The sequence below is a fragment of the Gilvimarinus sp. F26214L genome, from assembly GCF_054401055.1.
Genome location: NZ_JBTIYG010000002.1, coordinates 303,155 through 327,011 on the forward strand (window position 1 = coordinate 303,155; position 23,857 = coordinate 327,011).

Here is a 23,857-nt window from a genome sequence, read left to right on the forward strand (position 1 = left end):
TATAACATCATTCAACTATAAGTCTCGGAATTTGATAGAAAAATGGGCATCTTCGATTTCTTCGAACAAAAAACAAAGCCGGTGGTTGGCCTAGATATTAGCTCCACTTCGGTGAAATTGTTAGAACTGAGCCGGCAGGGCGACCGTTACCGAGTCGAGAGTTATGGCGTCAAGGCGCTCCCGCCCAACGCCGTCGTAGAAAAGAACATTAATGAGCTCGATGCGGTAGCCGACGTGATCCGTTCTGTGACCCAGCTCTCCAAATGCAAGCTGAAGAGCGCCGCTGCGGCCGTGGCGGGCTCTGCGGTCATCACCAAAGTGATCGAAATGCCCTCCGGTCTCACCGATGACGCAATGGAGACCCAGATTACCCTGGAAGCCGATCAGTACATCCCCTACCCGCTGGAAGAGGTGGCCATCGATTTCGAGGTCCAGGGCGTATCCGAGCGCAACCCGGACCAGGTGGACGTTCTGCTGGCGGCCTGCCGCCGGGAAAACGTGGACCTGCGAGTCGAGGCCCTTGCCCAGGCGGGGCTTACCGCGAAGATCGTGGATGTGGAAGCCTACACGATGGAGCGGGCCTTCTCTCTGATCGCCGAACAGTTCGAAGACCAGGAAGATCAGGTGGTGGCGGTGGTGGACATCGGCGCGACCATGACCACCCTCAGCGTCCTGGTGGATGGCAAAACCATCTACACCCGCGAGCAACTCTTCGGCGGCAAGCAGCTTACCGAGGAGATCCAGCGTCGCTACGGGCTCTCCACCGAAGAAGCCGGCCTGGCGAAAAAACAGGGCGGGCTCCCGGACGATTATGAGAGCGAGGTGCTGGAGCCGTTCAAGGACGCAGTTGTGCAGCAGGTGACCCGCTCCCTGCAGTTCTTCTTCTCTTCCAGCCAGTACAACGACGTGGATCACATCGTGCTCGCCGGTGGCGTGGCCTCCATGGAGGGGCTGCCGCAATTGATTGAAGAAAAACTGGGGACTCAGACCAGCGTTGCCAATCCATTTGCGAATATGTCGGTTTCGCCCAGGGTGAACGCGGCATCACTTGCCAACGATGCCCCCTCCCTGATGATTGCGACGGGCTTGGCCTTGAGGAGCTTTGACTGATGGCCAGAATTAACCTGCTGCCCTGGCGCGACGAAGAGCGCCAGGAGAAGAAGAAAGAGTTTTTCACAGTACTGGGCGGCTTCTGCATCCTGGGTGTGCTCTGCGGATACGTGTGGGTCAGCACCGTTCAGGCGGCCATCGACAACCAGAACAGCCGAAACAACCTTCTGCAGAAGGAAATCAACGCACTGCAGCAACAGGTCGCCGAGATCAAGGAGCTGAAGGAGCGACGAGCCCAGCTTCTGGAGCGCATGAAAGTCATTCAGGACTTGCAGGGCACCCGGCCCGTTATCGTGCGCTACTTCGACGGCATCGTGAGAGCGGTTCCCGATGGTGTCTATCTGACCAAGTTGGTCCGCAACGGTGACCAGATCAGCCTGGACGGAATTGCAGATTCTCACAGCCGCATCTCGGCTTTGATGCGCAACCTGGATGAGTCGGATTGGTTTGCCGACCCGAACATGGCGACGATCACCGCTGCACCTGGAGCGGGTGAGCAGGCCCAGCGCTTCACCATGACTGTGGGCGCCACCATACCCAAACAAGACGATGCCGAGGGAGGAAAATAACATGGCCCTGGCAGATACCCTCGAGCAAATTCAGAGCGTCGATTTATCGGACGTGGAGCGCATCGGCGTCTGGCCGATCGCAGTACGCGCGGGCATATGGCTGGCGGCCATTGCAGTAATCTTCGCCGGAACCTACTTCCTGTTCATCAAGGACATGAATGTCCGCCTGCTGTCGGCGGAGAAAAAAGAACAGCAGCTGCGCAAGAACTTCGAGTCGAAAGCCCTTGAGGCCGCCAATCTGGAGGAACTGAAAGCCCAGATGGTCGCCATGGAAGAAACGTTTGAAGGCCTTGTGTCCCAGTTGCCCAGCGATACCGAAGTGCCGGGCCTGATCGAAGACATCGAGGAGAAGGGCGCGGCCGCCGGGCTCAATATCTACAGCACGACCTTCCAGCAGGAGCGCGCGGCGGAGTTCTATGTGGAACTCCCTATCGAAATCAAGGTGCAGGGCAACAGCTACCACGACCTCGGGGGCTTTGTCAGCGGCATCGCCGGCATGCCCCGTATCGTGACCCTGCACAACTTTCAGATCAGCCCCGTCGGCGGATCCCGGGGCCTGAACATGACCATTTTGGCCAAGACCTATCGGTACAAGGGGCAGGAAAAATAACCATGAAAGTCGTTTCCCTTTTTCCGGCTGTTGCGCTGGCGCTTCTTACGGCTTGCTCTTCAGGCAAGAGCCAGCAGGATCTGGTCGACTTCATCAACGAGACCAAACGCCGTCCCGCAGGCCAGATTGAACCCATGCCGACATTTGCGGCTTACCAGGCTTATGAGTACAGCGCGTCGCGTCTGCGTAATCCCTTCGAGCGACCGGTTCCCGAACAGCAACGCATTCTCGTGAACGGCGGCAGCGACGTGAAGCCGGATTTCGACCGACCGCGGGAGCTGTTGGAAGAATTTGCATTTGCGTCACTGACGATGGTGGGCACCTTCGAGCAGAATGGCACCCTTTGGGCACTGATCGACGATGGAGCGGGGCAGGTGCATCCGGTCAAGGAAGGTAATTTCCTCGGCAAGAACCACGGCAAAATAGTCGAAGCCGGGCGAACGCATTTAAACGTTGTTGAAATAGTGACTGATGGTCTTGACGGCTGGATTGAACGGCCCCGGACACTGAAGTTGAGAGAGAAGGAATAAGCAGGTCATGTTCATTACAAAAAAACAGATCAAATTGGCCTCTTCCCTGAACGCATCGTCTCTGAAAAAAGTTTTGTTGGGGCTGGTATGTCTGGGGTTGAGTACGGGTCATGCAGTCGCAAACACCCTGGATGACCTGAAATTTTCCGCCTTGCCTGGGGACCGCTTCGAAGTGCGGATGGAGTTCACCGACACTCCACCCCAGCCGACCGGCTATACCATCGAGCAGCCGGCACGAATCGTTCTCGACTTCCCCGGCGTCAACAACGGCCTGGAGGAAAATCGCTTCCCGCTGTCCATGAGTAATGCCAAGAGCGCCATGGTACTGGAAGGCGAAGGCCGCACCCGGCTGATCCTGAATCTGGCGGAACTGGCCAGCTACAGCTCCCGAACCGAAGGGGACAACACCTACATTATCCAGGTGGGCAATACGGGAGTGGCCGTGGCCGACAACCAGGCCACTTCGACGCCGCCTGTTTCCACGGCCATCGTGACCGATGCGGACGCCGCCAGTGAGCAGCAACAGCGCCGCGCGTCGTCCGGACGAGCCGAAATCACCAACATTGATTTCCGTCGCGGCGATGCAGGCGAGGGGCGGGTGGTTGTCAGCCTCTCCAGCCCCCAGGTCAATATCGACATGCAGGAATCCGGTGGCGCCATCGAGTTGAACTTCGAGGGTGCGCGGGTCCCGGCAGATCTGGCCAACCGCTACGACGTGGTGGATTTTGCCACGCCCGTAACTTACATCGACGCCGACAACCAGGCTTCAGGCGCCCAGGTGCGGGTGGAAGCCAGCGGCGAATACGACTACCTCGCCTACCAGAGCGGTGGTGAATACATCATCAGCATCAAGCCCCTCACCGAGCGTGAGATCGAAGAGCGCGAAAGTCGCTTCAATTACACTGGCGACCGCATCTCCCTGAACTTCCAGGACATCGAAGTGCGCGCGGTGCTGCAGATCATCGCGGAGTTCACCGGACTGAACCTGGTGACCAGTGACTCGGTAAGCGGCAATGTAGCCCTGCGTCTGGACAATGTGCCCTGGGATCAGGCCCTGGATCTGGTGCTGAAAACCAAGGGCCTGGACAAGCGGCAGGTGGGTAACGTGCTCATGGTGGCTCCCGCAGCCGAAATTGCCGAACGGGAACGCCAGGAACTGGAAACCGAAAAGCAACTGGAGGAGCTGGCTCCTCTGCGCACCGAGTATATTCGGGTTCGCTACGCCAACGCCCGGGAGCTGTTCAACCTGTTCGGAGGTAATAGTTCAGGTGGACAGGGCGGTGGCGGCGCCGGCGGCAGCGGCGGCAACACCACCGGGACCATTCTCTCCGAACGCGGTCAGGCCATTGTGGACGAGCGCACCAACTCCATCATCCTGACCGATACGGAAGAAAAGATCGCCCAGTTCCGCCGCCTGGTGGATCAGATCGACATTCCCATCCGCCAGGTCATGATTGAGGCGCGCATCGTGATTGCCAACACCGACTTCCGCAAGGACCTTGGCGTTCGCTGGGGCGGTATCGGCGCCCGCATGGTGAACGGCAACCTGGTCGAGGTCGGTGGCAGCACCGAAAGCCTCGACGGTGACCCCGGCTCTCCGGCGGAGTTCTTCAATGGTGGCGAGACTGATCTGGAAGAGGATATGGTGGTGGATCTCGGTGTGGGCGCTAGCAATGCCGCAACCATCGCCTTCGACATCATCACCGACAATCTGCTGCTGGATCTGGAGCTGTCCGCGCTGGAAGATTCCGGCCAGGCTGAGATCGTATCCCAGCCCAAGGTGATTACCGGGGACAAGCAGCAGGCCACGATCGAGAGTGGTACGGAAATTCCCTACCAGGAGGCCTCCGCCAGTGGCGCCACATCCACCTCCTTCAAAGAGGCGGTACTGAAACTGGACGTGACTCCACAGATTACGCCAGACAACAACATCATCATGGACCTGATCATCAACCAGGACTCCGTGGGCGAGATCGATCTTGACAGTGGTATTCCAACCATTGATGTAACCCAGATCGAAACCCAGGTGCTGGTAAAGGATGGTGAAACCGTGGTGCTGGGCGGTATCTATCAGACCGAGCAGCAAAATGGCGTAACCAAGGTGCCGTTTTTCGGGGACATTCCCTACCTGGGCCGCCTTTTCAAGCAAACGGTAAACCGAACCAACAAACGTGAACTGTTGATCTTCATTACGCCGAAGATCATGGCAGAGACGCTCGTACAATAGACCGTGTCCGACGCAAACTTTCACACAGTGGTGCTGGTCGGCCCCATGGGGGCCGGCAAGTCCACGATTGGCCGTTTACTCGCCCACCTCCTCGCCTTCCGCTTCCAGGATACGGACCAAACGATCGAAAAACGCACCGGTGCGGACATTTCCTGGATCTTCGATGTGGAGGGCGAGGAAGGCTTTCGCGTTCGTGAAGCGGCGGTGCTGCGCGAAGCCCTTGAGCAGGACCAGTTGGTGCTGGCGACCGGCGGTGGGGTGGTGACGCGGGACGAGAACCGGGCCATGCTCAAAAAGCACGGCCCGGTGGTCTACCTGACCGCCGACATCGAACAACTGGTGGAGCGGACGGCGAAAGACAAGAAGCGTCCGCTCCTTCAGGTGGACAATCCGCGGGAAAAGATCGTGGAGCTGTTCAATCAGCGCGATCCTCTCTACCGGGAAGTCGCTACCATCACGGTCCGTACCGACAGACGCGCGCCCAAGCTGGTGGCCGAAGAGATCGCACGCAAGCTGCGGGAGCTCTGAGTGGCCCGGGCGGGTGTCGCCGTTCTCTGTGCTAGAATCAGCGGCCGTTTCCCCCACTGAGTTTCCTCATGCGCACAGTTGAAGTCGACCTCGGCGAGCGACGCTATCCCATCTACATTGGTACTGACCTTCTCCAGGACGCCACTCTCCTGACCCGCCACATCCACGGGAACCAGGTGTGTGTGGTCAGCAACACCACCGTCGCACCGCTGTATCTCGACGCGGTGAAGGAAGCTCTCGCAGGCCGCCAGGTAGACGTGGTCCTGCTGCCCGATGGGGAGCAGTACAAGAACCTCGACACGCTGAACCAGATCTACGACGTCCTGCTTGGCGCAAAGCACCACCGCACAACCACCCTGGTGGCGCTGGGCGGCGGAGTCGTGGGCGACATGTGTGGATTCGCGGCCGCGAGCTACCAGCGAGGCGTTAACTTCATCCAGATCCCCACCACCCTGCTGGCCCAGGTGGATTCGTCCGTCGGCGGCAAAACCGGCGTCAATCACCCGCTGGGCAAGAACATGATCGGCGCATTCCACCAACCCCAGGCAGTGCTCGCGGACACCGCTGTACTGCGGACCCTCCCCTCCCGGGAGTACGCTGCGGGGCTGGCGGAAGTGATCAAATACGGCCTGATCGCCGACCGGGACTTTTTCGCCTGGCTGGAAGCCAACCTGGACAATCTGCTGGAGCGTGACCCGGGTGCAATCAGCTATGCGGTTGAGCGCTCCTGCACGATCAAGGCCCAGGTGGTGGCGCAGGATGAGCGGGAGTCGGGGGTGCGAGCCTGGCTGAACCTCGGCCACACCTTCGGCCACGCGATTGAGGCGGCTCAAGGATATGGGCAGTGGCTGCACGGCGAAGCGGTTGCCGCCGGAATGGTGATGGCGGCCGACCTTTCGGTTCGACTGGGCTGGCTGGATGCCGCGGTACTGGACAGGCTCTCTCGCCTCCTGGAACGCGCGAAATTGCCGATCAGGGCTCCACGAATTGGCGAGGAGCAATTTCTGGCTTTGATGGCCGGTGACAAAAAAGTGTTGGACGGCACCATTCGCCTGGTCCTTCTCAAGGGTCTGGGAGAGGCGGTCATCACATCCGATGTGCCCGACGAAGCGCTCAGAAACACCCTGCGGGCATGGAGCGATTGAGCGAAAAACCGGCCCGTTCCGGGTGGTAAATTTGCCCGTCTCCTGTGGTCCGGGCTGTCCCGATTCGTGCGCACGACTCACCCCAAAATGCAATGACTTGTGGGTTCGTGCCCTGTTTTAGTGCACCAAGAAACATCCTAACCTACTGATTTACCTAGCTTTATTTTTTTCTTGTCAAGGTCCGGATCGGCAGGTAATATCTCCCGCCCATTTAAAACCAAGCCCCTCTTTCAGGGGCTTTTTTGTCTGGGGCCGGGTTCGATCGGTTCCAAGGACCGGCGATCGACCCGACACAGCTGCCCACGACGGTTGTGATCGCATCCCAATGCAATGCAACCCGCATCCTCTCTTCTTTGCATTTCGAGGGGCACTTCAACCCCGAGAGAAGGCCGCGCCCCGGCACCACGCCGTGCCAGCTTCGGTCGTGCTGAGCAGCCTCTGACGCAACACACTCTTGGAAGACACGCCCATGACTACCGGCCTCTATAATCTCGACGAATTCAAAGACAACTGCGGCTTCGGGTTGATTGCCCACCTTCGAGGCGAACCCAGCCACCGCTTGTTGAAGACCGCCATCGAGGCTCTCACCTGCATGACGCACCGCGGCGCGATCGGTGCGGATCAGAAAACCGGAGATGGCTGCGGCTTGCTGTTGCAGAAGCCCGACGGATTCTTCCGCGCTGTTGCGGCGCAGGAGTGCGGCGTAGAACTCAGTCCGCGCTACGGTGTGGGCAGCCTCATGCTCAGTCGCGACAGTGCGCAAGCCGAGCAGGCCAGGGCCGTTCTGACAGAGGAGTTGGAGGCTCAGGACTTGAGCGTCGCCTGTTGGCGGAAGGTCCCCACAAATCCCGACTGCCTCGGCACCATCGCCTTGTCGACCATGCCGGAATTCGTGCAGGTATTCGTGAATGCCGGTGATATCAGCGAGGGGCGGCTGGCCGCCAGACTTTTCATGGCGCGCCGCAAGGCGGAGCTCCGGTTGACCGACGACCCGGACTTTTACGTGTCCAGCCTGAGCGCCAAGGTTGTCTCCTACAAAGGTCTCACCATGCCGGTGGATCTTCCCAAATTCTTCCCTGATCTTGCCGATCCTCGGCTGGAAACAGGCATTTGCGTTTTCCATCAGCGTTTTTCCACCAACACCATGCCCAGGTGGCCACTGGCCCAGCCTTTCCGCATGCTGGCCCACAATGGCGAAATCAATACCATCATGGGCAACCGCAACTGGTCCCAGGCGCGCAGGTCCAAGTTTGTGACCGACCTGCTGCCCGATCTGGACGAGGTTGCACCGCTGGTCAATCGCAGCGGGTCGGACTCGTCCAGCCTCGACAACATGCTCGAGGTGCTGCTCACTGGCGGTATGGAGCTGTACCGTGCAATCCGAATGCTGGTGCCTCCAGCGTGGCAGAACGTGGAGCACATGGACCCCGAGTTGCGCGCGTTCTACGAATTCAACTCAAAGCATATTGAACCCTGGGACGGTCCCGCCGGGCTGGTGATCACCGACGGTCGTTACGCCGTGTGTACTCTGGACCGAAACGGTCTGCGGCCCTCCCGTTGGGTCATCACCAAGGACGACCTGATTACCGTCGCTTCCGAGATCGGCGTGTACGACTACAAGCCGGAAGACGTGGTGGCGAAGGGTCGCGTTGGCCCGGGTCAGATCCTGTCGGTGGACACTGCCACCGGGCAATTGCTGCACACACCGGATGTGGACGAGCTGCTGATCGCCGGAAACCCCTACCGGGCGTGGCTCGACAAAAATTCTCTGCGGCTGGAAAACACCGTCAACCAGGAGGCGGCCGAGCTCCCTCTGGAACCTGCTCAGCTCAGCACCTACATGAAAATGTACCAGGCCACTTTCGAGGAGCGCGATCAGGTGATGCGACCGCTCGCGTCCGCAGGCCAGGAGGCCACCGGCTCCATGGGGGACGACACCCCGATGGCCGTGCTTTCCCAGACCCAGCGCCCGCTCTACGACTACTTCCGTCAGCAGTTTGCACAGGTGACCAACCCGCCCATCGACCCCCTGCGGGAAGCGATCGTGATGTCTTTGGAAACCTGTCTGGGACGCGAAGAGTCGGTCTTCGAGCAAACGGAGAGCCATGCCAACCGGCTCATCATCGGCTCGCCGGTGCTGACGCCAGCCAAATTCGCCGCGATTGAAGCCCTGGATCGGCCTGACTACACATCGGCCCGTTTCTCCCTGCATTACGACCCGCAGCAGCAGACCCTGCGGGAGACCATCGAGCAATTGACCGACGCAGTGGTCGCCGCGGTTCGCGGTGGAGCGGTAACGGTCATTCTCTCGGATCGCGACCTGGTGCAGGGGAGTCTGCCCGTTCACGCCCTGCTGGCCACCGGCGCGGCCCACCACCGCCTGATTCACGAGGGCCTGCGCTGCGAATCCAACCTGCTGGTGGAAACAGCCACCGCGCGGGACCCTCACCAGATTGCAGCGCTGGTCGGCTATGGTGCGACCGCCGTTTATCCCTATCTGAGTTACGCGATGATCGACGATCTGATCGCCCGCGATGAGGTGATCCTGGATCGGGAGACCGCCTACAAGAACTACCGCAAGGGCCTGAACAAGGGGCTCATGAAGATCCTCTCGAAAATGGGGATCTCCACCGTTGCCTCCTACCGCGGTGCTCAGCTTTTCGAAGCCGTGGGGCTCGACCCGGAGGTGATCGACCTGTGCTTTTCCGGTACTGCCAGCCGTATCCACGGCGCCGATTTTGCGGCCCTCGAGGAAGACCAGAAAATCCTTGCGGAGCAGGCCTGGATTGCGCGGCGCCCCATCAGCCCCGGCGGCCTGCTCAAGTTTGTCCATGGTCAGGAGTATCACGCCTTTAACCCGGATGTGGTCCAGGCGCTGCACAAGGCCGTCACCACGGGCGACTACAGCGCCTGGCGAGACTGCGCGGCCCTGATCAACGAGCGACCCGTGGCCACTCTGCGGGATCTGATGGTGCTGCGCTCGGACGCGGAGCCGATCCCACTGGAACAAGTGGAACCGGTGGAGAGCATCCTCAAGCGCTTCGATTCCGCGGGCATGTCCCTCGGGGCACTGTCTCCGGAAGCCCACGAGGCCCTGGCGGAAGCCATGAACACCATCGGTGGCCGCTCCAACAGCGGCGAAGGCGGTGAAGATCCGGCTCGCTACGGCACTATCAAGAGCTCCAAGATCAAGCAGGTGGCGTCCGGCCGCTTCGGTGTTACCCCCGAATACCTGATCAACGCTGAAGTCATGCAGATCAAGATCGCCCAGGGCGCCAAGCCGGGCGAAGGTGGCCAGCTCCCGGGGGGCAAGGTCAATGCACTGATTGCCCGGCTGCGCTACTCGGTGCCGGGCGTCACTCTGATATCGCCCCCGCCGCACCACGACATTTACTCCATCGAAGATCTGGCCCAGCTCATCTACGACCTGAAGCAGGTGAATCCCCAGGCCCTGGTCTCCGTAAAGCTGGTGTCGCGTCCGGGTGTGGGCACCATCGCCGCAGGTGTGGCCAAGGCCTACGCGGACCTGATCACCATCTCCGGCTATGACGGCGGCACCGCAGCCAGCCCGCTGACCTCCATCCGCTACGCCGGTTCGCCCTGGGAACTGGGTCTGAGCGAAACCCACCAGACCCTCTGTGCCAACGACCTGCGGGACAAAGTGCTGGTGCAGACCGATGGTGGCCTGAAAACCGGCCTGGACGTAGTAAAAGCGGCGTGCCTCGGGGCGGAGAGCTTCGGTTTCGGCACGGCTCCCATGGTGGCCCTGGGGTGTAAGTACTTGCGTATCTGTCACCTCAACAACTGTGCGACCGGGGTGGCCACCCAGAACGACAAGCTCCGGGAAGATCACTACCGAGGCACTGTGCAGATGGCGATTAATTTCTTTCGCTTCGTGGCGGAGGAAACCCGGGAGATCATGGCGGCCCTGGGTGTTGCGAAACTGGAGGATCTGGTGGGTCGCGTGGATCTTCTGGAACGTCTGGAAGGGGAAACCGCCAAGCAGCACCGCCTGGATCTGAGCCCGATCATCTACACCGATGAGCTGATTCGCTCCAAGCCCCAGACCTGCAAGCAGCCAGGCAACGAGCCTTTCGATAAAGGTCTGCTGGCTGAACGTATGGTGGCCGATATTCTGCCCGCCATCGATCAGAAATCCGGTGGGCGTTTCGCTTATACGGTCACCAACTGTGACCGTTCCATCGGTGCCCGACTGAGCGGCGAAATCGCCCGTCGGCACGGCAACCAGGGAATGGCCGGCGCTCCGATCCGCCTGGACCTGAGTGGGGTGGCGGGCCAGAGCCTCGGGGTCTGGAATGCCGGCGGTCTGGAGATTTACCTGGAAGGCGACGCCAATGATTACGTGGGCAAGGGCATGGCCGGCGGCAAGATCATGATTCGCCCCCCTGCGGGCTCCGGGTTTGAAACCCGCAAAACCAGCATCGTGGGCAATACCTGCCTGTACGGTGCCACGGGCGGGCGCCTCTATGCTGCCGGGCAGGCCGGCGAGCGGTTCGCCGTGCGCAACTCCGGGGCCATTGCCGTGGTGGAAGGCGCCGGTGACCACTGCTGTGAATACATGACCGGCGGCATTGTCACCGTTTTGGGCGCATCCGGGGTCAACTTCGGTGCGGGCATGACCGGCGGTTTCGCCTTTGTACTCGACGAAGACAACAGCTTCGGCGACAAGCTCAATCGTGAGTCGGTGGAGATCCGCCGCATTGATACGCCCCCCCTGGCCGACTATCAGAATCATCTGCGCGACATTCTCGCCGACTACGTGCGGGAAACCGAAAGCGAATGGGGGCGCGAACTGTTGGACAATTTCGGCGGCTGGATCGGCAAATTCTGGCTGGTCAAACCCAAGGCTGCGGAACTGGAAACCCTGATCGCCGCCATCAAGTTCCGGGCCGAGTAACTCCGGGCCTCAGCAAATTTCGAGACGACTATGAGCAAACAACGGAATAACGATTTTCAGTTTCTGGATGTGGGGCGGCAAGATCCCCCCAAAAAGGACATGGAGCTCCGGACAACCCGGTTCGCCGAAATTTATGAGCCGTTCTCCGACGCGGAGGTTTCCGACCAGTCACACCGTTGCCTGGAGTGCGGCAATCCCTACTGCGAGTGGAAGTGCCCGGTGCACAACTACATTCCCAACTGGTTGAAGCTGATCGCCGAGGGTCACGTGATGGAGGCGGTGGAGCTCTGCCACCAGACCAACACGCTGCCCGAAGTGTGTGGTCGCGTGTGTCCCCAGGATCGCCTCTGCGAGGGCGCCTGTACGCTCAACGACGGTTTCGGCGCGGTGACCATCGGCAACGCGGAAAAGTACATCACTGACACTGCATTCGCCATGGGCTGGAAGCCCGATTTGTCCAGTCGCGTCTGGACCGACAAGAAGGTGGCGGTCATAGGCGCCGGTCCGGCGGGCCTGGGCTGCGCGGACGTCCTGGTGCGTAACGGCGTCAAGCCGGTGGTCTTCGACCGCTACCCGGAAATCGGCGGGCTGCTCACCTTCGGGATTCCCGAGTTCAAGCTCGAGAAACGGGTAATGCGCAAGCGCCGCGAAATCTTCACCGAAATGGGAATCGAGTTCCGGTTGGGCGTTGAAGTCGGCAGGGACATTGCCATGTCCGAACTGCTTGAAGAATACGAGGCGGTGTTCATGGGGATGGGCACCTACACCTACATGAAGGGTGGCTTTCCCGGAGAAGATCTGGCGGGCGTTCACGACGCGCTGCCCTTCCTGATTGCCAACGTGAACCGGCATCTGGGCTTTGAAGAAGATCCGGCCGATTTCATCGACACCGCCGGCAAGAAGGTTGTGGTTCTCGGCGGTGGTGACACCGCGATGGACTGTGTTCGCACCGCCATTCGCCAGGGAGCGAGCAGTGTGACCTGCGCCTACCGGCGGGACGAAGACAACATGCCCGGGTCCCGCCGGGAGGTTGCCAACGCCAGGGAGGAGGGGGTCAAGTTTCTCTTCAACCGCCAGCCCATCGCCATCATGGGGGACGCGGGGGTCAGCGGCGTGAAGATGGTGACCACGGAGCTGGGCGAGCCTGATGACAACGGCCGGCGCCGCCCCGAACCCGTCCCCGGCAGCGAGCAGGTGCTCGACGCGGATGTGGTTCTGATTGCCTTCGGCTTCCGTCCCAGCCCGGCGGAGTGGTTCCCCGATCACCAGATCGCCATCAACGAATGGGGTGGGGTCATCGCGGAGGAACAGCAACGTTATGCCTTTCAGACCGCCAACCCCAAAGTGTTCGCCGGTGGGGACATGGTGCGCGGCTCGGATCTGGTGGTAACGGCAATTTGGGAGGGTCGTCAGGCCGCAGAGGGTATACTTGACTATTTGAAGGTATAAACCAGAGTTTGCTGCCATGACTGAACTGAAAAACGACCGTTTTCTCCGCGCATTGTTGCGCCAACCCGTGGACCGCACACCGGTCTGGATGATGCGCCAGGCCGGGCGCTACCTCCCGGAATACCGGGCCACTCGCGAGAAAGCCGGCGACTTCATGGCGCTGTGCAGTAACCCTCAGCTCGCCTGCGAGGTGACCTTGCAGCCGCTGGAACGCTACCCGCTGGATGCGGCAATCCTGTTTTCCGATATTCTCACCATCCCGGACGCCATGGGTCTGGGGCTCTACTTCGAAACCGGCGAAGGCCCCCGATTCCGCAAAACCGTCCGCAGTGCCGCCGAGGTGGAGGCCCTGGACGTGGTGGATACCGCCAGCCAGCTCAGCTATGTGACCGACGCGGTGAGTACCATTCGGCGTGAGCTCAATGGGCGCGTGCCCCTGATCGGGTTCTCCGGCAGCCCCTGGACCCTGGCGACCTATATGATCGAAGGCGGCTCCAGTCGGGATTTCCGGCAGGCCAAGCGGATGCTCTACAACCAGCCCGAGGTGATGGATCTGCTGCTGGCCAAGCTGGCCGACTCGGTCATTGACTACCTCAACGCCCAGATTCGCGCTGGGGCCCAGGCGGTGCAGATCTTCGATAGCTGGGGCGGTGCGCTGTCAGCAGCCGCTTACCAGCGCTTCTCGCTCGCGCCCATGAAGCGCATCATCCAGGGGCTCATCTCGGAGCATGAAGGGCGTACCATCCCCGTGATTCTGTTCACCAAGGGCGGTGGACAGTGGCTGGAATCCATGGTTGACAGCGGAGCCCACTGCCTGGGCCTGGACTGGACCACGGACGTCGGCCAGGCGCGCAGCCGCGTGGGGGACCGGGTGTCACTGCAGGGCAACATGGACCCCGCCGTGCTCTACAGCGATGCCCCTCGAATCCGGGAAGAGGTTGCCGCAATCCTGGCCAGTTACGGCTCGGGCCCAGGCCACATCTTCAACCTTGGGCACGGCATCACCCCGGAGGTGGAGCCGGAAGCGGCCGGGGCGTTTATCAATGCCGTCGTGGAGCTGTCTCCGGCCTATCACAGGCCTGAATCCTGACCCTTCCCATGCCCGGTTGCTGCCAGAACATGGCGGCAGCCGGCGCACATAGGCTATATTAGTTGGTCCGGGAGCCGAGAAGGCCCCGGCTCAAGGGCGGCAGGCACCGGCCGGCCCCTGGAGGCGATCGCGAGGGTGCGCGCAACGGAGCACTTGGGTGGCCATCAAGCAAGTCAAACTGGATGTCAATGAACTGGCGATAGGGATGTTCATCTCCGGCCTGGACCGTCCCTGGTCCCAGACACCCTTCCCCCTGCAAGGCTTCTACATCCGCGATCTGGAAGAAATCCGCCAGCTGAAGTCCCATTGCCGGCACGTTTATATCGACGTGATCAAGGGGCGCCCTCCGGTAACTGCCCCCCCCAAGCCGACCGCCACTGCGTTCGGGGAGAAGCCCAAGCCTTTCATCCGCACCGCGCGCCAGTCCGCAGCCAAGGTCGCCGTAGCCCCCCTCAAGATTCGCCGCGATGTCTATACGGACAAAGAGCCGTTGAAGCGGGAAATCAAAAGAGCCAAACAGCTACACCAGCGTGTCTATCTCGCCATCGGTGAGGTGATGACCCAGATCGACGGCGGACACGTGCCGGTCGCCGAAACCCGCCGGCTTGCCAGCGAGATGGTGGACAGCATCCTCCGAAATCCCGACGCCTTCAGTTGGCTGTCCCGGGTCCGCGATGTGGACGAATATACTTACAGCCACGCGGTTCGCTCCGCCGTTTGGGCCATTCTTTTCGGGCGTCACGCGGGTCTGCCCAAGAGCGAACTTGATATTCTCGCCATGGGCGTCCTGCTCAAGGATGTGGGAAAGACAAAGCTCGACCAGGAACTCCTGCGCAAGCCTCAGCGAAGCGCGGCGGAGGAGCAGGAATACGAAACCTTTGTGGAGCTTGGAGCCCAGATCCTGCGGGAAACCCCAGGCATCGAGCCAAGAGTGATTTCGGTGGTGAAGACCCACCGCGAACGCCTGAACGGCAGCGGTTTCCCTCAGCATCTGAGCGGCGACCGTATTCCCTTGCTCGGCAAGATTGCCGGCATCGTCACCTACTACGATGAAACCACAAATCCCCGTGGGCACCATCACCCGATCGCCCCTTCGAAGGCCGTGGCCAGGCTCTACGAATTGCGCAACACGGAGTTTCAGGAAGAGCTTGTTGTGGAATTCATCCGGGCCATTGGCCTGTATCCAACCGGCACCCTGGTGGAGTTGAACACGGGTGAAGTGGGCGTTGTTGTAGAGCAGAATTTCGAGCGGCGCCTGAAGCCCAAGGTCATGCTGGTGCTGGATGCGGTCAAGAACCCGCTGCGTAAACCGCTTCTCCTGGATCTGGCGGAAGACGAACGTCGCAAACAGGAACTGGTGGACCGGGGCAAAAAATCACCGGACGAACTGGAAAACATCGAGATCGCCCAGGATCTGGAACCCGGAACCTATGAAGTGAATATCGCGCAGATCAGGGACGAGTATCTGTTCAGCAATGCTCCGGTAGCGGTGGCCGAGGTGGCCGGCAAGCGGGGGCTGTTGTCCATCCTGGGCTTCAATCGCTGACCCGTTCTGATTGTGTATGGGTTGCTTCTGAATCGCCCATCTCTTGATCACCAGCCCCTGCCCTGTCAATCAAGGCACCCAGTTGCTCCCCCATGCGAACCCGGGACTGGGCCTGGAAGTGTTCGCACCACTGGGCCATCTCGGGACCAAATAACAGGACGACCGTAGACCCCAATTTGAATCTGCCCATCTCTTCCCCTTTGCGCAGGGTTACTTCCGCGCTGCTGCCGGGGTAATGTGAGGTTCTCACCTGCCTCTTGATCGGCGTCACCAACCCTGCCCAGGTGGTCTCGACACTGGCGCAGATCATGGCGCCCACCAGGATCATGGCCATGGGGCCCGCTTCCGTCTCGAACAGGCAAACCACCCGCTCATTGCGGGCAAAAAGTTCGTCCACCAGTTCGGTGGTGGCCGCATTCACGGAAAAAAGACGACCGGGCACATGCACCATGCTGCGCAGTGTTGCATCCAGGGGCATGTGCACACGATGGTAGTCCTGGGGGGACAGGTAAATGGTGGCGAACTTCCCTCCGGCAAACAGCGCGCTCATAGCCTCGTCCCCGCCGAGCAGCGACTTCAGACGGAAGTCCTTCCCCTTGGCCTGGATCAGCCGCCCGCCGTGGATATCACCCAACTCGCTGAGGTGCCCGTCCGCAGGACAGGCGATTGCATCCACCTGCGGGCACAGGGGGCGGGCCCCATCTTTCAGTTCGCGGGTGAAGAACGCATTAAAGGAGGGATACTTGTCTGTGTCCGTTTCCCGCGCTTCACTCACGTCCACTTTGAACGCGCGAATAAATATGGCGATAAACAGTTTTCGAACCGGCGCAAACTCTGTTTCGGCGGCCCAGCCGACTGCGCGGGAGAGCAGGTGTTGTGGAACCAGGTGTTGAATCGTTACAAAAAGAACTCTGAAGACTTTCGCCATGCGACCTCTTAAATTATTCCACCGGCGTATCCGGATCGTTGCCCCATTCGGCCCAGGAGCCGGGGTAGGCTTTGATATTAAAGCCCAGTGATTTGCCCACCAGGTAGGTAAACCCTGACCGATGGTGGGAATGACAATGGGTGACGATGGTCTGCTCCTTCGTCAGGCCCTTGCGCTGCAGGTAATCCTCTGCATCGCTGCGAATCTTCAGGTTCGCCGATCGATCCATGAGTTCGGTCCATTCGCAGTGAATCGCGCCGGGGATGTGTCCGTTTTTCGCGGCAGTCAGCTTCTGGCCAGTGTATTCCGCCGCGGTTCGGGCGTCCCATACACGAAATTCCGGCTCCCGCAACTGGCGGAGAATGTCCTCCTTGCCCGCGGACACATCTCCGTCAACCGTGACCTCCACCGGTCGCGATTGCGGATCGGGAAGGTCCCGGCTGAGCATTCCGTCCGCGGCCCGCCAGGCCCGGATGCCGCCGTTCAGATAGGAGCTGTGCGGGTGCCCGATCATGTCCAGAGTCCAGATCAGCCGCCCTGCCCAGCCGCCACCTTCATCGTCGTAGGCCACCACGTGCTTGTCATCACTCAGGCCCAGACGGGAGAAGAGATGGTTGAGCTGAGCCAGTTCCGGAAGGTTTCCCGGCACCGGCGGTGTACCCGCAACCAGCTCCCGGGGTGAAACGTGCATCGCCCCCGGCAAGTGTCCATCTTCGTAGCTCTGTTCGCTGCACAGATCAACGATGATCAGGTCGTCACTGTCCAGCAAGGGCTTCAACTGTTCCGTTTCCACGATCAGCGGAAGTTCCAGCGCGGCCATGGCGATCTCCGTGGATAGGGGATGTAGCGAATGCCCGCTACGCCTGTGATGTGCGCGCCGATCACAAGCGTTTGGGCCACAATATCCCGGCTAGAATAGCAGATCCAGGGTCAATTTGGCTGGCCTCTGGAGAATTGCTAATATGGCGCGCTCGCCTGCAAACGCGAGTCATCAACGACGGGCTGCAGAAAAAGGTCACCGGCATGCAAGACGATAACAACCTGATCTGGATCGATCTGGAAATGACGGGCCTGAGCCCCGAGCGCGACTGCATCATCGAGATCGCGACCCTGATCACCAATCCCCAGCTCGACATTCTCGCGGAAGGTCCCGTGATGGCCATTCACCAGTCGGATCAGGTTCTCGACGCAATGGATGAGTGGAACACCCGACAACACGGTCAGTCGGGGCTGACCGAGAGAGTTCGTCAGAGCCAGTTCGACACTGCCAGCGCTGAACGTTCAACTCTGCAGTTTTTGGAGAAGTGGGTGCCCAAGGGGAAGTCCCCCATGTGCGGCAACACGATCTGCCAGGATCGAAGGTTTCTCGCCCGGTACATGCCGGAGCTCGAAGCCTATTTCCACTACCGCAATCTGGACGTAAGCAGCATCAAGATTCTCGCGCAGCACTGGCGATCTGACATTGCTTCCGGTGTAAAGAAGTCTTCGAGCCATCTCGCCATGGATGACATTCGCGATTCCGTTGCGGAGCTGCGCCACTATCGGGAACACTTCTTCAAGATGCAGTAAACGGTCGGGACGCATTCGGGTGAATACAGAAGCATACCTCCCGCCCTTCACCTCTGAGTACTAAATAAAAAACCGGAGCCAATGATGAACCGCAAACTCCTTGGGCGAGCCTCGCTGATTTTGTTTCTCGCCCTTGCATCTCAGATGGTTTTTGCGGGGAGCCTAAGCCGACACACGTTTGACTCCAGCACGCTCGATCGCGAATACCCTTTCACCATTTACCTGCCTGATGATTACGAGAACTCCGGCCTGCACTACCCGGTTCTATACCTTCTGCATGGATCCACCGGCAATGAAATGTCGTGGGCAAACTCCGGCAGGATCAAGCCTACGGTCGATCACCTGATCGATCAGGGGCGAATCAAGCCCTTGATCATCGTGATGCCGGGCCACAATGAAAGCTGGTGGGCCGATGGCGAAGATGAAGCGGCGCAAACCGCTTTGCTGGACGATCTGATCCCCCATATCGAAAAGAAATTCCGCACCATCGACCGCCGGGACGGGCGCGCGGTGGCCGGGTTGTCTGCCGGCGGTTTCGGTGCCGTGAATCTCATTTTGCAGTTCCCCGAACGATTTGCAGCAGGCGCGGCACTGAGCCCCGCGGTCTACACGCCGCTCCCGCCTGAGCATTCATCCGCCTACCGCCATAAAGTCTTCCAGCGCGACGGGAAGCTTTCCCCGGCGGTCTGGTCGGCGCTCAACTGGACCAGCTACATCGATGCCTACAAATCCCAGGACCTGGTCGTTCCGCTGTACATAAACAGCGGGGACCACGACACCTTCGATATTGCCTTCCACGCGGCTCACTTCTATCAGGTAATGCGCGAGCATCAGCCTGCGCGGGTGGAGTATCGGGTGGTCGACGGTGATCACGAGTGGTCGGTTTGGGCAGCTACTGTGGGCGACGCCCTGGAGTACATGGACCGCTATCTGCGCGGCCCCCGCTGATTTACCGCGCGTCCCACCGAACCGGTTGCCGATGCTGATCCAGGGCCCACGCCACGTGTTCCCGCACCACGGGAGAGTGGTGATCGACGCGCGCCTGTAAGGCCTGGACCGCATCCTTCGTCGACGGGCCGTTGCCGAGAGCGATGGCAAGATTCCTCAGCCAGCGCTCGTATCCGATCCGGCGAATCGCAGAGCCTTCCGTTCGTTGCAGAAATTCCTCCTCGCTCCAATTGAATAAATCAACCAAGTGCGACGCGGACAGATTGTGCCGCGGTTTGAAATCGTTCTCGTCTGTGGGCTGCGCGAATTTGTTCCAGGGACAAACCAGCTGGCAGTCGTCGCACCCGAATACGCGATTGCCCATGGCGGCACGGAGCGGCTCCGGGATACTGCCTTTGTGCTCAATCGTGAGATAGGAAATGCATTTGCGCGCGTCGAGCTCGTAGGGACCGACAAAGGCCTGGGTCGGGCAAACATCAAGGCAGGCCCGGCAGGTGCCGCAGTGATTGCTGGCAGCCGCCTCTTCGACCGGTAGTGGCAGGTTGGTGAACAGTTCTCCAAGAAAGAACCAGGTGCCGGCCTTGTTGTTGATCAGCATGCAGCTCTTGCCGATCCATCCGAGTCCGGCCTTTTCGGCGAGTGCCCGTTCCAGAACCGGCGCGCTGTCCACAAACGGCCGCTGGTGCGTTTCCACCTCCACTGCGTCCGCGATTCTGGTGGCCAGTTTGGCGAGACGCTTGCGAACCAGCTTGTGGTAGTCGCGGCCCAGGGCGTATCGGGAAATGTAGGCTTTCCCGCCGTCCCCGAGCGTTTCCAGCGGCCTGTCGTCGCCGGGCAGGTAATCCATCCGCGCCGAGATGACCCGCATGGTGCCGGGGAGCAGCTCCTGCGGTCGGGATCGCTTGTTGCCGTGTTCGCCCATCCACTCCATTTCTCCCTGGTAGCCCTTGGCGAGCCACTGTTTCAGGCGATCCTCGTGAACAGTGAGATCAACGTCCGCGATGCCCACTTGCTGGAAGCCCAGTTCCTGCCCCCAGGTTTTGATCTGGGCGGCAAGCTCTACATAGTCTAGGTCGTGTTTCATGACAGATGCCTGGAGATGCGGGCGGGGTGGTTAATTCCGGACGAGTTTCACTTTATACTGACCGCTCTCCACTCCGCCCGGCGAGAGAATCAGTGAGGCTGCGCTCCCATGCCCCGTGCCGCGTTCCGCGACCCATCCAATGCCGTTTACAGCGCAGCGCAATGCCGCGAGCTGGACCGTATTGCCATTGAAGAGCACGGGATTCCCGGCATCGTCCTGATGAAGCGCGCAGCCCGGTTTGCCTGGCAGACCCTCTGCGAACGCTGGCCGGTACCGGATCAGGTGCATGTTTTTTGCGGCGCGGGTAACAATGCCGGAGACGGTTATATTGTCGCAGCTTTGGCGGCGCAGCAAAACGTTCCGGTTCGGCTGATTCAGGTAGGCGACCCCGATACACTCAAAGGCGACGCGGCGCGGGCGCGGGATTTCGCTTACGAGGCCGGCGTTTCCATGGAGCGTCTTCGAAGCGAACTTCAGCTCGACCGTGGTGTTGTTGTCGACGCGCTGCTGGGCACCGGCGCCCAGGGCGCTCCTCGTGGCGATTACGCGGCGGCCATCGAAGCAATCAACACAAGCCGGTTGCCGGTGCTGGCGGTGGATCTGCCCTCCGGACTCAATCCGGACACGGGGCAGTCGGCAGGCGCCTGTATTCGTGCCGCTCTTACGACCACCTTTATCGGCATGAAGCGTGGGCTCTTCACCGGGCGTGCGCCGGCACTGGTTGGCCGTCTTGAGTTCTCCACGCTGGAGGTGCCACAAACCGTGTACGATCAGGTGCCAGCCTGCACCCACCTGGCCGAGCTCGAACAAGCTCGCCGTTGGCTTCGTCCGCGGGAGCAGGATGCCCACAAGGGCCGATTCGGCCACGTGCTGGTCCTGGGCGGTGATCTGGGCATGGGCGGCGCCGCTCTCATGGCCGCGGAAGCTGCCGCCCGGCTCGGGGCCGGGCTGGTCTCGGTGGCTACGCGCCCCCAGCACTGCGCGGTGTTTCTCGCCCACCGGCCGGAACTGATGGTTCGGGGAATCAACAACGCGGGTGAACTGGAGCCGCTCCTTGACCGGGCCAGCGTCATTGTGGCGGGCCCCGGCCTGGGGCAGTCGGACTGGTCCAGAGATCTGTGGCGGGCGGCCTGGAACAGTAACCTGCCCCTGGTGGTCGATGCGGACGCCCTGAACATCATTGCTGAACACCCCGCTGCGTATTCCGGACGACCTTCCGGCTGGGTGCTCACGCCTCATCCGGGCGAGGCGGGCCGGTTGCTGGAATGCACCATCGGCCAAATACAAGTGGATCGCTTCGCGGCCGTAGACCGGCTTCGTCGCCGCTTCAAGGCCACTGTTGTCCTGAAGGGCGCGGGGAGTCTGGTAGCCAGTGCCGAGCCGGATGGCCCCGTGGCCGTCGCGGATGTGGGTAATCCGGGTATGGCCAGTGGCGGGATGGGTGACATTCTCAGCGGTGTGACCGGCGCCCTGTTGGCCCAGGGCCTTGATCCGGACCGGGCGGCAGAACTGGCTGTATTGCTGCACGGCAGCGCCGCGGACCTCGCGGCTGCGGAGGGCGGCGAGCGAGGCATGCTCGCAACCGACTTGCTCCCTCATTTACGAAAACTGGTGAACTCATGATGCCCCGAAAAGGCGACCAGCTGTCAATCGATCTGGCGGACGAGGACGCCACTGTCGCTCTCGGCCGCAGCCTCGGGGAGGCGGTCACGGAAGGCGGTGTCATCTTTCTGGAGGGCACGCTTGGAGCCGGTAAAACAACCTTGTGCCGGGGGGTTCTGAGAGCGTTTGGGCACCAGGGCGCGGTAAAAAGCCCCACCTATACCCTGGTGGAAGCGTACGAACTGGAGCCCCGGCACGTCTATCATTTCGACCTGTACCGATTGGGTGATCCAGAGGAACTGGAATACGTGGGAATCCGGGATTACTTCGCTGCGCAAAATCTGTGTCTGATCGAGTGGCCGGAACGGGGCGCCGGCATTTTGCCCAACCCCGACTTACAGGTTAAAGTTGCAGTTGCCGGACCGGCCACCAAGCCGCATCGACGGTCCGACCTGGTGGCCACCACCGACCGGGGCAAAGATATTCTGAGAAAACTGCGGGCAAAACTCGAACGTGGTCATCACAACGATTGAACAAAACACTTGAAAGAAACTCAAGCATACGGACAACAACAGGCCGGCTCGTTCGGCGCAAACCCGCGGCTGCGGCCCGAACTTTCAGATCACCCCATGATGCGAGTATGAGATGAATCGATTGCAGGTCGTCTGCCATTGGGTTTTCCTCTGCCTGATCGCCGCATGGAGTTCCATCAGTTTTGCCGGCGAGACGGTGGAGAGTGTGCGCCTGTGGCGCGCGCCCGACAGTACCCGCGTTGTTTTTGACCTGAGCGGCCCGGTAGAACACTCGGTGTTTTCCCTCGACAACCCGCGCAGGCTTGTGGTGGATATTCGTTCCACCGCGCTCGGCACCTCACTCGAGGATGTATCGCTCGCCGGAACCCCCATCCGAAAGATCCGTTCGGGCGTTCGCAACGGCGGCGACTTGCGGGTGGTTTTCGATCTCGGGGACAAGGTAAAGACCAATAGCTTTATGCTGGCCCGCCACGCGGACAAGAGCGATCGCCTGGTTATCGATTTCGACGACCTGAATGCGGGCGCCATTCCCGCAATGGAGGTGGTGGATGCAAATTCCGGCGAGCGCCGTGACATCGTGATTGCCATCGATGCGGGGCACGGCGGTGAAGACCCGGGAGCCATCGGCAGCAACCGGGTTTACGAAAAGGACGTGGTGCTGGATATCAGTCGTCAGCTGGCAAAGATTGTCGATGCTACGCCCGGTTATCGGGCGGAATTGATTCGCGACGGCGATTACGCAATCGCTCTCAAGGAGCGACGCAACATTGCGAGGAAAAAACGCGCGGACCTGTTTGTGTCCATTCACGCGGACGCGTTCAAGCACAAAAGCGCCCGAGGTGCGTCCGTTTTTGCGCTGAACCCCCACGGTCGGCGCGCCACCAGTGAGACCGCCCGCTACCTGGCGCAGCGGGAGAACGAAGCGGACCTCATCGGTGGTGTTGGCACTGTCAGCCTGAGCGACAAGGACGAAGTGCTGGCCGGGATGCTGCTCGACCTCTCGATGACCGCAACGCTCAGCTCCAGCTTGCAGGTGGGTGATCAGATCCTGCGCGCAATGGGCGGTATTGCCAAGCTCCACAAACGGAATGTGGAGCAGGCGGATTTTGCGGTCCTCCGTTCGCCCGACATGCCTTCGCTGCTTGTGGAGACCGGATTTATCTCCAACCCCGGGGAGGCGAAGCGCCTCAGCACACCCACCTACCGCCGCGAACTGGCCCGGACCATCTTCTCCGGCATTCAGAACTACTTCAACCAGACTCCACCGCCCGGCACTTATCTGGCGTGGCGGCAGAGCAATGGTTTTGGCGAACATGTTATTTCCCGCGGCGAAACCTTGTCCGGTATCGCCGAGCAATATAATGTGCCCCTGTCCGAGCTCTTATCGGCCAACGAGCTCAACGATACCGTCATCCGCGTGGGTCAGCGCCTGAAAATACCCACTTCCTGAAATTCTCCATCGACAGCAGCC

At 60.6% G+C, this 23,857-nt stretch carries 19 protein-coding genes; 16 read left to right on the forward strand and 3 right to left on the reverse strand.

Annotation, left to right across the window (positions count from 1 at the left end; genetic code table 11):
- The first annotated feature begins 42 nt into the window (after positions 1-42).
- The 11 genes from ACURWW_RS03620 to ACURWW_RS03670 all read left to right on the forward strand — a co-directional run bounded on the left by ACURWW_RS03620 (position 43) and on the right by ACURWW_RS03670 (position 15,722).
- On the forward strand, positions 43-1,110 hold the full coding sequence (locus tag ACURWW_RS03620; RefSeq protein ID WP_445615661.1) for a pilus assembly protein PilM: 1,068 nt from the start codon (positions 43-45) through the stop codon (positions 1,108-1,110).
- A complete protein-coding gene (locus ACURWW_RS03625) occupies positions 1,110-1,679 on the forward strand; it encodes a PilN domain-containing protein (protein ID WP_445615662.1) in 570 nt (189 codons plus the stop codon). Before ACURWW_RS03620 ends, ACURWW_RS03625 begins: the two co-directional genes overlap by 1 nt.
- A gap of 1 nt (position 1,680) precedes the next feature.
- Positions 1,681-2,289, forward strand: coding sequence for a type 4a pilus biogenesis protein PilO (locus ACURWW_RS03630; RefSeq protein WP_445615663.1), 609 nt, complete (start codon positions 1,681-1,683; stop codon positions 2,287-2,289).
- Between the two features lie 2 nt (positions 2,290-2,291).
- A complete protein-coding gene (locus ACURWW_RS03635) occupies positions 2,292-2,819 on the forward strand; it encodes a pilus assembly protein PilP (protein ID WP_445615664.1) in 528 nt (175 codons plus the stop codon).
- A gap of 7 nt (positions 2,820-2,826) precedes the next feature.
- Positions 2,827-5,046 (forward strand): type IV pilus secretin PilQ, encoded by a 2,220-nt coding sequence (gene pilQ / locus ACURWW_RS03640; RefSeq protein ID WP_445615665.1) that lies wholly within the window; start codon positions 2,827-2,829, stop codon positions 5,044-5,046.
- A gap of 3 nt (positions 5,047-5,049) precedes the next feature.
- Entirely contained in the window at positions 5,050-5,574 is a 525-nt protein-coding gene (gene aroK / locus ACURWW_RS03645) for a shikimate kinase AroK (protein ID WP_445615666.1), read from the forward strand.
- A 68-nt stretch (positions 5,575-5,642) separates the two neighbouring features.
- Complete coding sequence (aroB, locus tag ACURWW_RS03650; protein ID WP_445615667.1) at positions 5,643-6,719, forward strand: 3-dehydroquinate synthase; 1,077 nt, start codon at positions 5,643-5,645, stop codon at positions 6,717-6,719.
- A gap of 469 nt (positions 6,720-7,188) precedes the next feature.
- Positions 7,189-11,637, forward strand: a complete 4,449-nt coding sequence (gene gltB, locus ACURWW_RS03655; protein ID WP_445615668.1) for a glutamate synthase large subunit — start codon at positions 7,189-7,191, stop codon at positions 11,635-11,637.
- A 30-nt stretch (positions 11,638-11,667) separates the two neighbouring features.
- A complete protein-coding gene (locus ACURWW_RS03660) occupies positions 11,668-13,086 on the forward strand; it encodes an FAD-dependent oxidoreductase (RefSeq protein ID WP_445615669.1) in 1,419 nt (472 codons plus the stop codon).
- 16 nt (positions 13,087-13,102) lie between these two features.
- Positions 13,103-14,176, forward strand: coding sequence for a uroporphyrinogen decarboxylase (gene hemE, locus ACURWW_RS03665; RefSeq protein ID WP_445615670.1), 1,074 nt, complete (start codon positions 13,103-13,105; stop codon positions 14,174-14,176).
- Positions 14,177-14,333: 157 nt separating this feature from the next.
- Positions 14,334-15,722 (forward strand): HD-GYP domain-containing protein, encoded by a 1,389-nt coding sequence (locus ACURWW_RS03670; protein ID WP_445615671.1) that lies wholly within the window; start codon positions 14,334-14,336, stop codon positions 15,720-15,722.
- Here the strand turns inward: ACURWW_RS03670 and asd are convergent.
- Together asd and ACURWW_RS03680 are read right to left on the reverse strand one after the other, a co-directional pair.
- Positions 15,712-16,650 (reverse strand): archaetidylserine decarboxylase, encoded by a 939-nt coding sequence (gene asd / locus ACURWW_RS03675; protein WP_445615672.1) that lies wholly within the window; start codon positions 16,648-16,650, stop codon positions 15,712-15,714. The two genes, ACURWW_RS03670 and asd, sit on opposite strands and share 11 nt — an antisense overlap.
- A 13-nt stretch (positions 16,651-16,663) precedes the next feature.
- On the reverse strand, positions 16,664-17,470 hold the full coding sequence (locus ACURWW_RS03680) for a rhodanese-like domain-containing protein (RefSeq protein ID WP_445615673.1): 807 nt from the start codon (positions 17,468-17,470) through the stop codon (positions 16,664-16,666).
- 203 nt (positions 17,471-17,673) lie between these two features.
- Here ACURWW_RS03680 and orn point away from each other — a divergent pair, with 203 nt between their 5' ends.
- Together orn and ACURWW_RS03690 are read left to right on the forward strand one after the other, a co-directional pair.
- Positions 17,674-18,219, forward strand: coding sequence for an oligoribonuclease (orn, locus tag ACURWW_RS03685; protein WP_445615674.1), 546 nt, complete (start codon positions 17,674-17,676; stop codon positions 18,217-18,219).
- A gap of 84 nt (positions 18,220-18,303) precedes the next feature.
- Positions 18,304-19,167 carry an alpha/beta hydrolase gene (locus tag ACURWW_RS03690; protein WP_445615675.1) on the forward strand — a complete coding sequence of 288 codons (864 nt, stop codon included), beginning with the start codon at positions 18,304-18,306 and terminating at the stop codon, positions 19,165-19,167.
- 1 nt (position 19,168) lies between these two features.
- Here ACURWW_RS03690 and queG read toward each other — a convergent pair whose 3' ends face one another.
- Positions 19,169-20,251 carry a tRNA epoxyqueuosine(34) reductase QueG gene (queG, locus tag ACURWW_RS03695; protein WP_445615676.1) on the reverse strand — a complete coding sequence of 361 codons (1,083 nt, stop codon included), beginning with the start codon at positions 20,249-20,251 and terminating at the stop codon, positions 19,169-19,171.
- Positions 20,252-20,359: 108 nt separating this feature from the next.
- Here queG and ACURWW_RS03700 point away from each other — a divergent pair, with 108 nt between their 5' ends.
- The 3 genes from ACURWW_RS03700 to ACURWW_RS03710 all read left to right on the forward strand — a co-directional run bounded on the left by ACURWW_RS03700 (position 20,360) and on the right by ACURWW_RS03710 (position 23,836).
- Positions 20,360-21,874: an NAD(P)H-hydrate dehydratase gene (locus ACURWW_RS03700; RefSeq protein ID WP_445615677.1), complete on the forward strand. Its 1,515-nt coding sequence runs from the start codon at positions 20,360-20,362 to the stop codon at positions 21,872-21,874.
- On the forward strand, positions 21,871-22,386 hold the full coding sequence (gene tsaE / locus ACURWW_RS03705) for a tRNA (adenosine(37)-N6)-threonylcarbamoyltransferase complex ATPase subunit type 1 TsaE (protein ID WP_445615678.1): 516 nt from the start codon (positions 21,871-21,873) through the stop codon (positions 22,384-22,386). The genes ACURWW_RS03700 and tsaE overlap by 4 nt, the downstream gene beginning before the upstream one ends.
- A gap of 112 nt (positions 22,387-22,498) precedes the next feature.
- Positions 22,499-23,836 (forward strand): N-acetylmuramoyl-L-alanine amidase, encoded by a 1,338-nt coding sequence (locus ACURWW_RS03710; RefSeq protein ID WP_445615679.1) that lies wholly within the window; start codon positions 22,499-22,501, stop codon positions 23,834-23,836.
- Positions 23,837-23,857 lie beyond the last annotated feature (21 nt).